The 11,010-nt window shown below is 71.1% G+C and carries 11 protein-coding genes; 7 read left to right on the top strand and 4 right to left on the bottom strand.

Going from position 1 to position 11,010, the window contains the following annotated elements:
• From ACVTJA_RS44550 to ACVTJA_RS44520, 7 genes are read left to right on the top strand one after another with little or no spacing between them, the layout of a single operon-like run.
• Positions 1 to 1,509, top strand: a complete 1,509-nt coding sequence (locus ACVTJA_RS44550; RefSeq protein WP_465840665.1) for a phage baseplate assembly protein V — start codon at positions 1 to 3, stop codon at positions 1,507 to 1,509.
• Complete coding sequence (locus ACVTJA_RS44545; RefSeq protein ID WP_465829904.1) at positions 1,509 to 1,850, top strand: hypothetical protein; 342 nt, start codon at positions 1,509 to 1,511, stop codon at positions 1,848 to 1,850. The genes ACVTJA_RS44550 and ACVTJA_RS44545 overlap by 1 nt, the downstream gene beginning before the upstream one ends.
• Positions 1,847 to 2,275, top strand: coding sequence for a GPW/gp25 family protein (locus tag ACVTJA_RS44540; protein ID WP_465829902.1), 429 nt, complete (start codon positions 1,847 to 1,849; stop codon positions 2,273 to 2,275). Before ACVTJA_RS44545 ends, ACVTJA_RS44540 begins: the two co-directional genes overlap by 4 nt.
• Positions 2,272 to 4,863, top strand: a complete 2,592-nt coding sequence (locus ACVTJA_RS44535) for a putative baseplate assembly protein (RefSeq protein ID WP_465829900.1) — start codon at positions 2,272 to 2,274, stop codon at positions 4,861 to 4,863. The genes ACVTJA_RS44540 and ACVTJA_RS44535 overlap by 4 nt, the downstream gene beginning before the upstream one ends.
• Positions 4,850 to 5,365: a phage tail protein gene (locus ACVTJA_RS44530; protein WP_465829899.1), complete on the top strand. Its 516-nt coding sequence runs from the start codon at positions 4,850 to 4,852 to the stop codon at positions 5,363 to 5,365. The genes ACVTJA_RS44535 and ACVTJA_RS44530 overlap by 14 nt, the downstream gene beginning before the upstream one ends.
• Positions 5,365 to 6,453 carry a hypothetical protein gene (locus ACVTJA_RS44525; RefSeq protein ID WP_465829897.1) on the top strand — a complete coding sequence of 363 codons (1,089 nt, stop codon included), beginning with the start codon at positions 5,365 to 5,367 and terminating at the stop codon, positions 6,451 to 6,453. The genes ACVTJA_RS44530 and ACVTJA_RS44525 overlap by 1 nt, the downstream gene beginning before the upstream one ends.
• A gap of 21 nt (positions 6,454 to 6,474) precedes the next feature.
• Positions 6,475 to 6,984, top strand: a complete 510-nt coding sequence (locus tag ACVTJA_RS44520) for a hypothetical protein (RefSeq protein ID WP_465829895.1) — start codon at positions 6,475 to 6,477, stop codon at positions 6,982 to 6,984.
• 9 nt (positions 6,985 to 6,993) lie between these two features.
• Here the strand turns inward: ACVTJA_RS44520 and ACVTJA_RS44515 are convergent, their stop codons facing one another.
• From ACVTJA_RS44515 to ACVTJA_RS44500, 4 genes are all read right to left on the bottom strand, one after another.
• Entirely contained in the window at positions 6,994 to 7,488 is a 495-nt protein-coding gene (locus ACVTJA_RS44515) for a SpoIIAA family protein (RefSeq protein WP_465829893.1), read from the bottom strand.
• Positions 7,489 to 7,599: 111 nt separating this feature from the next.
• On the bottom strand, positions 7,600 to 8,250 hold the full coding sequence (locus ACVTJA_RS44510; RefSeq protein WP_465829891.1) for a M23 family metallopeptidase: 651 nt from the start codon (positions 8,248 to 8,250) through the stop codon (positions 7,600 to 7,602).
• Positions 8,250 to 9,113, bottom strand: a complete 864-nt coding sequence (locus tag ACVTJA_RS44505) for a TolB family protein (protein ID WP_465829889.1) — start codon at positions 9,111 to 9,113, stop codon at positions 8,250 to 8,252. Before ACVTJA_RS44505 ends, ACVTJA_RS44510 begins: the two co-directional genes overlap by 1 nt.
• 187 nt (positions 9,114 to 9,300) lie before the next feature.
• Complete coding sequence (locus tag ACVTJA_RS44500) at positions 9,301 to 10,935, bottom strand: cell wall anchor protein (RefSeq protein ID WP_465829887.1); 1,635 nt, start codon at positions 10,933 to 10,935, stop codon at positions 9,301 to 9,303.
• Positions 10,936 to 11,010 lie beyond the last annotated feature (75 nt).

The raw sequence follows: 11,010 nt of genomic DNA, 5'->3' as shown, positions 1-11,010 counted from the left end.
ATGCGCGGACTGCCAGAGCTGCGAATCGACTGCGGCGGCTCGCCCCTGGCGGCGGCGGAGCTGCGCAGCCTGTCCGCCGTGCGCGTGCAGCAGCGGCTCGCCGCGCCCGCGCAGTGCGAGCTCGTCTTCACGGACCCTCGTGGCAGCCTGGCCTCCTCGGGCATTCCACCGGGCACCTCCCTGCGCGTGGCGGCCGGCTCCGGCACGGAGGACCTCTTCAATGGCGAGGTGACGGCCGTCGAGTACGTCCACGCCACGGGTGGCGCGCGCGAGGTGCGGGTGCGCGGCTATGACGTGCTCCACCGCCTGCGCAAGCGCCAGCCGGTGCGCGCGCACGTGCAGGTGACGCTGGAGGACCTCGCGCGGGAGCTGGCCTCGGGGCTGGGGCTCTCCGTCGACGCGGCGGCGTCCGGGCCGCTGTGGCGCCACCTCATCCAGCATGGCCAGTCCGACCTCGACTTCCTCGTGGAGCGTGCGGACCGCTGCGGCCTCTACCCGGTGCTGCACGGGGACACGCTGAAGCTGCTGACGTTGGAAGGCGAGGGCTCCGCGGTGCCGCTGCTCCTGGGCGAGTCGCTGCTGGAGGCCACTGTCGAAGTGAATGGCGATGCCTCGTGCCGCGAGGTGGCCGCGGACGGCTGGGACGCGCTGCGCGCCGAGTCGCACGCAGGCCACGCGGAGTCGCCGCGCGTGGGCCGCCGCGTGGACGTGGAAGTCGCACCGGGCAGCGTGGGCGGTGAGCCCCTGCGGTCGCTGGTGGACGAGGCCACGGAGGGCGTGCCCCACGCCGACGCCGCGGCCCAGGCCGAGCTGGATTACCGCGCCGCGCGCGAGGTGGTGCTCACCGCCGTGGCGGAGGGCGACGCGCGTTTGCGCCCCGGCGCTCGCGTGGAGGTGGCCGGAGTGGCCGCCGCCGTGGCGGGCCGCTACGTGCTCACCGCCGTCACCCACCTCGTGGACGCGCGCCACGGCTTCATCTCCGAGCTGTCCTCCGCGCCTCCTCCGCGCCGCACACGGGCCCGGGCCTCGGCGGTGACGCTGGGCGTGGTGAGCCGCGTGGATGACCCGGACGGCAAGGGCCGCATCCGCGCCACGCTGCCGGCGTACGGCAACGTGGAGACGGACTGGATGCAGGTGCTCGCGGCGGGCGGCGGCGCGGGCAAGGGACTGATGCTGCTGCCCGACGTGGGCGACACGGTGCTGCTCGCGCTGGGCGGCGAGGACCCGGCGCGCGGCGTGGTGGTGGGTGGCCTGTACGGCGGCGGCGGGTATCCGGACGCGGGCGTGGAGGGCGGCGCGGTGAAGCGCTTCACGCTGCTGACGCCGGGCGGCCACAAGCTGAAGCTGGACGACGACAAGCGCACGCTGCGGCTGGAGGACAGCAAGGGCAGCTACCTGGAGCTGACGCCCGGCGGTGTGCGGCTGCACAGCGAGGTGTCGCTCGACATCGAGGCGCCCGGGCAGGACGTGGTCATCCGCGGGCGCTCCATCGACTTCCGGAGAGGGTGATGCGTTTCCTGACGGTGGATGCGCTGGTGGTGTGTGCCCACGAGCTGGGACGGGTGGGGCTCGTCAACTCCCAGTCCTTCGTGACGGTGGAGGGCCGGCCCGTGCTGGTGCGCGCGGACCCGGAGGGGCGCCCCATCGGCGGGTGTCCCAACATCGGCCCCACCATCAAGCCCTGCACCAGCACGCTCGCGGTGCAGAAGGGCTACTCCACGCTCGTGACGATTGATGGCAAGCCCGTGTGCCTCGACTCGCTGTCGGGGCTGACGGACGGCACCCCGCCCGGCATGGTGAAGTACAAGGTGAATGCCCCCGGGCAGTCGCTGGTGACGGAGGCCGGATGAGCGCGCCCCGCTACCGCACCTGGCGCTTCGCGCATCCGGACTTCGAGATGGCGGAGCTCTCCGGCCTGCGCCTCGCCCCCACGGGCAAGGCGGAGATGGTGGAGGAGCACGCCTCCATCCGCCAGGCCGTGCTGCTGCTGCTCACCACCACGCCCGGCGAGCGCGTCATGCGCCCGGACTACGGCTGCGAGCTGCACCGGCTGCTCTTCTCCAGCAACGACGACACCACCGCGGGCCTCGCCATCCACTACGTGCGCCGCGCGCTGGAGCGCTGGGAGCCGCGCATCAACGTGCTCCACCTGGACGCCACGCGCAGCCCCGAGGCTCCGGAGCGGCTGGACATCTCACTCGAGTACCGCGTGCGCGCCACCGGCCGCACCGAGCGGCTCGCGTATCCCTTCTCGCTCGCGGGAGGCCCGACATGACCTCGCTCCCGTCGCCGCGCCTGGATGACCGCAGCTTCGCCCAGTTGGTGGACCAGGCGCGTGCTCGCATCCAGGCTTCGTGCCCGGACTGGACGGACCTTACGCCGCATGACCCGGGCATGGTGCTGGTGGAGGTGTTCTCGCACCTCACGGAGACGATGCTGTATCGCCTCAACCGGCTGCCGGAGAAGGCGTACGTGGAGTTCCTGCGCCTGCTGGGCGTGCGACTCCAGCCGCCCGCCGCCGCGTCGGTGCGCCTGCGCTTCACGCTGGCGCGTCCGGCGGAGCGGCCGGTGGAGGTGCCACGCAACACACCCGTCACCCTGGCCCGGGCCAGCTCGGGCGCGGAGCCCGTCGTCTTCCACACCGCGGACGCGGTGACGATTCCGGTGGGGAGCACCGAGGCGGAGGTGGTCGCGTACCACTGCGAGCAGGTGGACGCGGAGGTGGCGGGGCAGGGCACCGGACAGCCGGGCCTCACCCTCCAGGCGAAGCGCCCTCCGATTGTCGCGCCCACCGGCACCGGGTTGGATTTGATGGTCGGGGTGGAGACGCAGCCCGGCGAGCTGGATGCGCGCGCCCCGGCCCGCCGCCACGAGGGCCGCACCTACCGCATCTGGAAGGAAGTGGAGAACTTCGCCGCGCTCGCACCGGACGAGCCCGCGTACGTCGTGGACCGGATGACGGGCGCGATTACCTTCGCCCCATCCGCGCGGCTGGCGAACGAGGCCGGCGAGCTGGGCGCGCCGCGCGCGCTGGCGGGCATTCCGCGCGAGGGGAGTCAAATCCTCCTCTGGTATTGGCGCGGCGGTGGCGACAAGGGCAACGTGGCCTCGAACACGCTGGAGGTGCTCAAGGTCCCCATCCCCGGCGTCAAGGTGACGAACCCCACGCCCGCCACGGGTGGCCGGCCCGCGGAGACGCTGGAGAACGCGCTGCTGCGCGGGCCCCAGGAGCTGCACTCGTTGCGGCGCGCCGTGACGGCGGGAGACTTCGAGCTGCTGGCGCTGCGCAGCTCCGGCGCGGTGGCGCGCGCGAAGGCCGTCACGCTGGCGCAGCTCTGGGCCCACGCGCCCGCGGGCACGGTGGAGGTGCTGCTGGTGCCCAACCTGCCACCGGACGTGCAGGGCACGGCGGGAGAGGGCATCACCGAGGCCACCCTGCGCGAGCGCGAGACGGAGGAGGCGCGCGCCCGCATCCTCGCGGAGCTGGACATGCGTCGCCCTCTGGGCACCGCGTGCCAGGTGGAGTGGGCGCGCTACAAGACGGTCCGTGTGCAGGCGCGCGTGGTGGCGCACCGCGAGGAGGACCCCGTCGCATTGCGCACGCGCCTCATCGAGCGGCTCCACCGCACGCTCACGCCGCTGCCCTCGTCGCTGCAGCCGGAGGGATGGCGCTTCGGCCAGGCGCTGCGGGCCTCGCACGTGTACGACGCGCTGCTGGCGGAGCCGGGCGTCAGCTACCTCGACAAGGTACGCCTCATGGTGGACGAGGTGCCGAAGGAGGTGCGCACGCTCGCCGCGGACATCTTCCAGCCCGGCACCTTCTACGCGGGCGGAGGCGAGACGCTGTTCCGCACCGTGAATGACGCGGACGGCTGGGAGAAGGCAGGCCTCTTCCCCGGCGAGGACGTGGACGCGGTGGAGGCGCACCCGACGCGCGCGGGCTACGTGGCCGTGTCCGCGCGGCTGGCCAGTGACTCGAAGCGCTCGCGCATCCACATCTCCTTCGACTGCGGCGAGACGTGGGAGTCCGCCACGCACACGCTGGACGCGGTGGAGGACCTCGCGTGGGCGGAGCGCGACGGAGTGCCCGTGCTGCTGCTCGCCACGCGCGTGGGCCTCTTCGAGCTGATGGTGCGTCCGGGCGCCACGCCGATTCAGGTGCTGGTGGACCCGGCGAGCCAGGACCTCGGCTTCTTCGCGGTGGCGGCCACCACGGACGCGCGCGGCGCCGTCAACGTGGCGGTGGCGGCCATGGGCACGCGCGGCGTCTTCCTCTCCGCGGGCGGCGGGCGCAGCGGCACCTTCCGTCCCATCGGCCCGAAGGGCGCGGACGTGCGCGTGCTGGAGGTGCAGAAGGACGGACCGCGCTCCTTCCTCTGGGCGGGGCTGGCCGCCGCCAGCGGCGCGGACCCGGGCAAGGGCTGCCTGTGCTGGGAGCTCATGGGCAGCGCGGACCCGCCGGACGGGTGGCGGCCCTTCGACAAGGGCTGGGATGGAGGCAGCTGCCTCGCGCTCTCCTTCAGTGGCTCCACCGTGTACGCGGGCAGCCACCGCGTGGGCGTGCTGTGGCTGGACGGGAGCCGCCCGGGCGTGACGTGGAAGCGGCCCGAGGTGGGCTGCGGCCTCCCGCTGCGCGAGGCCGAGCGTCTGTTCCAGCCCGTGTACGCGCTGGCCACGTCTCCCAAGGGCGCGCCGCTGCTGGCCGGTGGCCCGGACGGCGTCTTCCGCAGGCCCGCGGGCAGCGAGCGCTACGAGCCCGTCTCCACGCGCGAGTTCACCGAGAAGGTGACGCTGCCGCCCACCTGGCTCCTCTGCTCCGGCCCGCATGTGCTGGAGGTGGTGACGGACAATGCGGAGCCCTGAGATTCAGCGCCTCCTCCCGGGCGTCTTCCAGCGCACCGTGATGCCGAAGACACCTCTGGCCGCGCTGCTGGAGGTGATGGAGGCGCTGCACGCGCCCAGCGAGGCGGTGCTCGGCAATCTGGCGGCGCACTTCGACCCGCGCCGCGCGCCGGACCGCTTCGTGCCCTTCCTCGCGAGCTGGGTGGGCATGGACCTGCCCGTGACGACGGGCCTGGGCCGGCTGCGCGAACTGGTGGCCGCGGCGGTGGAGATTTCGCGGTGGCGCGGCACGGCGCGCGGCCTGCGCCTGTTCCTCACCACCGCCACCGGGCGCACGGACTTCGAGGTGGATGAGTCGGTGCCCGGCGCGGACGGGCGGCCGCGTCCCTTTCACGTGCGGGTGCGCGCGCCCGCGGAAGTCTCGGCCCACCGGCTGCTGCTGGAGCGAATCATCGAGCGCGAGAAGCCCGCCTACGTCACCTACGAGCTGCAGTTCGTGCAGCCGGCCCAAGGAGCAGGTTGATGCCACGCGCCTTCGACATCACCGCCGTGACGGACACCATCCGTCTGGATGCGGCGGGACAGGGGGAGGTGGCCTTCACGGTCTCCAACGCGCTGCGCGCCCCCGTGCGCGCCCGCGCCACCGTGGTGCCTGACTCAGGGGCGAAGGCGGAGTGGTTCAGCATCGAGGGCGACGCGGAGCGGGACTTCCCTCAGGACGGCACGCAGCAGTTCGCCGTGAAGGTACGCGTGCCTCCGGGCACGCCGCCGGGCCGGTGCACCTTCCACCTGCTCGTGGCGGACGTGGAGAGTCCGGATGAGCGCTACGCCGAGGGGCCCTCCACGGCCTTCGAGGTGGTGGTGGCCACGCTGGCGCCGAAGAAGCCCTTCCCGTGGATATGGGTGGCGCTGGCGGCGGGCGTCGTCCTCATCCTCGGGACGGTGATTGGCATCATCTCCTCGCGTGGCAAGCCGGAGCTGAAGGAGCCGTGTCCGGAGGGCGCGTGTGACAAGGGGCTCGCCTGTACCGGACAGGACGGCGGCGTGTGCCTGCTGGCGGCGGGGCAGGCGTGCGACGGCGGAGCGCTCTGCTACACCGGCTTCTGCAACCGGGGCGGGAAGTGCGAGCTGCCATTGGGCGAGACGTGCACGACGGATGCGAACTGCACGGGCCCGCTGAAGTGCACCGCGGTGCTGGGCAGCTCCCTCTGCATGCTGAAGCCGGACTCGGCCTGTGAGAGGGACAGCGACTGCTCCAGCTTCTTCTGCCGCCCGGACGGCAAGTGCAACCGGGACGACGGGCGCTGCGACACCGACGCGGAGTGTCGCTCGCCGTCCACGTGCAGCCAGACCAAGCTCTGCCAGCTTCCGAACGGGCAGCAGTGCACGCGGAACGAGGCGTGCGTCTCCGGCTTCTGCGCGGGCACCTGCCAGCCCGCGCCCATCACCTTCCAGTGCCCCGCCGGGTGCCCGCCCTTCTCCGCGTGCAGCGGGGGACGGTGCATCCCCATCTCCTCGGGCACGGTGCTCAACCAGGACATGCTCCTCGCCGCACCGAAGACGCGCGAGAGCATCCAGCAGCTCCAGATTCAGAGGAGCGCTCCGCAGTAACTCCAACGGTCGCCACGCGCCATGCCCGAGCTGAAGCCCATCCACGCGGTGCTCATCCTCGTCCTCATCGCGATTGCCGCGCTGTACGTGCTCGGCGTGGGGCTGGGCGCGACAGGCACATCGCCTCGCGCGGTGGACCCGATGGAGGAGGGGCAGAGGCTGAAGGCGCGCTTCCTCAAGCCTCGCGCGGTGACGGCGGAGGAGCTGGCCACGGCGTGCTCCTTCGCTGACGGCGCGCTGGCCGTGCCTCGCGCGGCGACGTGCACGGTGGACGTGAAGGAGTCGGACACGCGCTCCCGCTCGATTGAGCTGACACCGCGCTCAGCGTCCTCCGTGAAGGTGGAGTGGGTGCCGCGTGGCAAGCCGTCGGTGCCGGCCACCTTCAACACGCTCGATGAGGCGAAGAAGCTGGACGTGACACAGGAGGGCGCGGACCTGAAGGTGACGTGCCTCGTGCCCGTGGCGCCGCTGCCCTTCTGCGAGCTGCGCCTGCTGCCCGCGTCCACCGCGAAGGCGGACGCCGGGCGGTAGGACCGGGCCCTACGGCCCCGAGGGCAGCAGCGCGTGGGCGACGTCTATCAGGCGCCGCATCTGCTCATCGGTCATCTTTATGTGCCGGGCCGCGTCCGCCAGGTCCTCTGGAGGGAAGGCGCGCATGGACCTCGGGGTGAACCAGTTGAAGAGGGTGACGATGCCGCGCACCAGGGCCGAGCGGGTCAGGACGGCGGTGGGCGGAATGGAGGCCCCCTTCGTCTGCCTGCCCCGGTCCAACGCCTGCTGGCGCTGGGTGGCGTTCGGCCCGGGCCCCTCTGCCATCACGAGCTGTGCGCTCAGGGTGGAGATGTACCTGCCCACGAGGTCGCAGTAGTGGACCCACTCGTCCTGCGCGGGCGGCTGCGCGTTGTGCGCGATGACCAGCACGCTGCCCACCATGGCCGTGCCCATCGTGCGGCCCTTGAAGACACCCACGACGTCCGGAGCGTCGAGAATCGCCTGTGCCGACGAGGAAGCACTCATCTCGGAAGAGGCAGTCATTCACGAAATGTCGCCTGCGGGCCGTGAGTGTCGCAACCCCGTGCACTGCGGGTGCGCCCCCGGCCTGAGTCGGGAGCGCCCCACTTCATGAGCCGAGGCTCACGTGCGCTTTTACTGACAGGCGATGCCGGGCAGCGCCCGGTACGCACCCTGCGCCGTCCACCGCGTGTACGGCGTGCCGCACGGGCCCGCGTACGGGTCATCCGTGCCGTAGCCCGGCACCCAGTATTCGAAGTGCAGGTGCGGCCCGGTGGAGGCACCGGACGAGCCCACTCGCGCAATCCAATACGCGCAGGAGAGCGACGTGCCCCGGGCGAACTGCTGCGTATAGGCCTTCAGGTGCCAGTACTTGCTCTGCGTGTTGTCCGGGTGCCGCATGATGATGTAGTTGGCCGTGTAGAGGCCGCAGGCGGCGTAGGGATTGGCCTGGTTCCAGTAGTTGCACCGGTCGTAGTACCCATCCACGTTGGCCTCGATGTAGCCCCGTGCGGCGTTCATCGCCCAGACGCCGTAGTCCATCTTGCTGAACCCGCCGACCAGCGCGTAGTCCGTGCCCGTGTGGCCGCTGTAGCGCACGCCGCCGCAGGCGTAATCCCGGCCGCCGTAGTCCTTGTACGCGCTCACCACGCAGCCGCCGTTGCCGCACTGGTCCGCGAGCTGCGACGCGGGGAAGCGGAACATCGTCTGCGCGGAGGAGAGGGCCGGAAGAGCCAGCAGCGAGAAGGCCAGGACCGCGGTGAGTTGCTTCATCAGGGCGCGCATCACTTCTCACCTCCCAGGTCCGGAGCCGCCTCGCCCGTCCGCACGTTCAGCTTCCAGAACTCACCGCCGCCCGCGTTGTAGCGGAGCACGTCCTCGCTCACCCACTCCATGTGGTGGCTGGAGACGGGCGGAGGCACGAAGCCCTTCGGCGGACCGCCGAACAGCATCGTGTTGTCCATGCCCACGTTGGTGAGCTGCCTCGGCGCCGCGCCGTCCACGGTCGTCACGTAGAACGAGGCCACGGTGGTGCGGCCAGACACGAACACCACCGTCCGGCCATCGGGAGAGATGCTGGGCGTCGCGTCCACGCCGGGCCCGTCCGCCAGCACCTTCACGCGGCCCTTCAGGTCGATGATGCCCACGGACGTCTCGTGCGCATGCTGTCCGTCCATGATGAGCGTGGCCACCAGCGCGTCGCCCTTCGCGGTGGGGAACAGGTCTCCGCCCACGCCTTGCGCCAGCAGTCGCTCACGGCCGTTGGCCTCGCGCAGGCGCAGGTTTCCCTCGCCGTCCAGCAGCGCCACATCGCGCCCCACCGTGCGTGCCTCGCGGTACTTGAACTCGCGGTCCACCACGCGCACCGCGCCCGTGTCCTCGTCGTACTGGACGATGGCCAGCAGCGGTACGTCGTCCGTACCCAGCGGCTCCGCGGGAATCTCCGCGACGACGCCCGCCAGCATTCCCTTGCCCTGGCCGAAGAGGTGGACGAACCGGGCCTTCGGTCCGAACTCCTTCGCGACGGCGGGGACGATGTGCTCACGGGCCTTCGTGACACGGCGCAGGTCCGCGGGATTCATGCGGTCCGCCGCGACACTGGCGGTCGCCAGCGTCAACACGGTGAGTGCCAGGAATTGCTTTCTCATTTCACTCCAGGGGTAGAGGGGAAAACCGTGCGGGGGCCTTGTGACGAGATGGGTTTTCCTCAATCGCCCGAACAAGTTGCTTGGAAAGTGATAATTCCCTGGAGGCGCGAGAATTGAAGACTGGGTGTATGTCCACACGGAAAAGCGCCCCCGCGCTGAGCCTCGGGGGCGCCACGCGTCAGACGCGCTACTGCCGCACGACGCGCTTGAGTTTGAAGGGCGAGGGGCTCTCGCTCATCGTGAAGTAGCTCGCGCCGTTGGCCTCGTACTCAATCGCCTCGCCCTGGCCCTCCACGGTGTCCGTCAGCGTCACCGGCGCGGCCGCGAAGGCCGCCTCGAAGCCGCTGCCCGCGGGCGCGCGGAACTCGTACACGGTGCGGTACGTGCGGAGGATGAAGCGCTCCGCGCACGGGTGGATGGCCGCCGCCGTGGTGTACGAGAAGTTCACGTCACTGGTGGTGGGCAGCTGCAGGTTGGAGACGAACACCAGCGTGGACATCGTGCCCGGCGCCGGCAGCGGCTGGGGGAACTTGTAGACCTTGCTCAGTCCGGTGCCCGACTTGGTGATGACGTAGATGTCGCCGGTGGTGGGGTGCACCATGATGGCCTCCGCGTCCTTGGGCGTATCCGGGTACTGGAAGGGGAACTTCTCCGCCGTGAGGTCGCCGCTCGTCTGTCCGCCGCCGATGTTCGGCTCGGGGATGCGGTACACGGCGAAGGTGGACGGAGGCGTGGGGAAGTTCGCGCTGTTGCGGCCGATGTCGCCCATGTAGATGCACTGGCCGGCGGGGCAGGGGCCGGTGGCGACGTCCTCCCAGTCGGCCGGCGTCACGTTGGCCACGTTGAAGGTGCCCAGCGTGCTCGCGTTGGCGGTGCTGATGGCGACCACGGCGGTGGTGTCCTCGTTGTGCACGTACAGCACGCCCGGCGTGAGGCGGCTCGCGGCGAGCCCGGACGGCTCGACGATGGCGGTGGACTGCACGGTACCCACCGTCGTGTACGTGCTGGCGTACGTGTCACCCGCCGTGCACGTGGGCGCGCCGACGGGGCGCAGCGCCACCACCTGGGCGATGTTCGTCTCCGCGTACGGCGAGCTGCCGTTGAACGCGGGCTGCGCCCCCGCCGCGCCCAGGGACAGATGGGCCGCGTCGTAGATGAGCCCCGTGGACGAGGAGACGAGGCACGTCTCGAACGCCTCGGTGAAGCCCGCCGGAGGAACGATGGGGCTGTCCGGGCAGGCCGCGCCCGTCCAGATTTGCGAGCCGAACCACACCGCGAGCCCATTGGACGCGGTGGTGGTGATGGCCGGCGTGTTGAATGCGGAGGTGAGCCCGTTCTTCTGTCCGCTGTGCGTGTCGATGGGGGCGGCGTTGTCCACGCCGGTGAAGGCGGAGAGGCTGCCCGCCATGTAGCTCGCGAGGTCGATGGTGAAGGTGTAGCTCGTGGGCTCGTTGCTCCCCGCGACCTTGTAGGCGACCCAGGCCTTGATTTGAGACGCGCTCTGGTCCGAGCGCAGCACCGTCCAGCCGGCGGGCGCCGTCAGCACGGCGGCGACGTTGTTGCGGTTGATGATGCGCGCGAGCAGCACGTCTCCCGCCACCGTCCCCGCGGGCTTCGCAATCGCAAGGGACGTCATCGACTTCCCGCTGGCGGTGGTGCTGCTCCGGTAGCCGATGGTCGTCAGCGACCAGGCCTGCTGGGACGGGGAGTCGGACTCGATGGGCGTCTCGCGGGTGTCCACCGGTCCGCAGCCCAGCAGGGCGAGGAGCGGGAGCGCGCAGGCGAGGCGTGAGGCGTTCAGCCTGAAGACCTTCAATGTCATTACAATCTCCGAGGGGGACTGTCTGGCTCGGTCGCCAGACATTGCGTCTGTGTTACATGAGCCATCCGCGCATGT

The sequence above is a fragment of the Pyxidicoccus sp. M6 genome (assembly GCF_055568925.1).
This window is presented reverse-complemented; position numbering and strand designations above follow the sequence as displayed.

Bases quoted from the DNA above. Each gene is read 5' to 3' on its own strand.
- ACVTJA_RS44550 (WP_465840665.1), top strand. From the start codon at position 1: ATGCGCGGACTGCCAGAGCTGCGAATCGACTGCGGCGGCTCGCCCCTG.
- ACVTJA_RS44545 (WP_465829904.1), top strand. From the start codon at position 1,509: ATGCGTTTCCTGACGGTGGATGCGCTGGTGGTGTGTGCCCACGAGCTG.
- ACVTJA_RS44540 (WP_465829902.1), top strand. From the start codon at position 1,847: ATGAGCGCGCCCCGCTACCGCACCTGGCGCTTCGCGCATCCGGACTTC.
- ACVTJA_RS44535 (WP_465829900.1), top strand. From the start codon at position 2,272: ATGACCTCGCTCCCGTCGCCGCGCCTGGATGACCGCAGCTTCGCCCAG.
- ACVTJA_RS44530 (WP_465829899.1), top strand. From the start codon at position 4,850: ATGCGGAGCCCTGAGATTCAGCGCCTCCTCCCGGGCGTCTTCCAGCGC.
- ACVTJA_RS44525 (WP_465829897.1), top strand. From the start codon at position 5,365: ATGCCACGCGCCTTCGACATCACCGCCGTGACGGACACCATCCGTCTG.
- ACVTJA_RS44520 (WP_465829895.1), top strand. From the start codon at position 6,475: ATGCCCGAGCTGAAGCCCATCCACGCGGTGCTCATCCTCGTCCTCATC.
- ACVTJA_RS44515 (WP_465829893.1), bottom strand. From the start codon at position 7,488: ATGACTGCCTCTTCCGAGATGAGTGCTTCCTCGTCGGCACAGGCGATT.
- ACVTJA_RS44510 (WP_465829891.1), bottom strand. From the start codon at position 8,250: ATGCGCGCCCTGATGAAGCAACTCACCGCGGTCCTGGCCTTCTCGCTG.
- ACVTJA_RS44505 (WP_465829889.1), bottom strand. From the start codon at position 9,113: ATGAGAAAGCAATTCCTGGCACTCACCGTGTTGACGCTGGCGACCGCC.
- ACVTJA_RS44500 (WP_465829887.1), bottom strand. From the start codon at position 10,935: ATGACATTGAAGGTCTTCAGGCTGAACGCCTCACGCCTCGCCTGCGCG.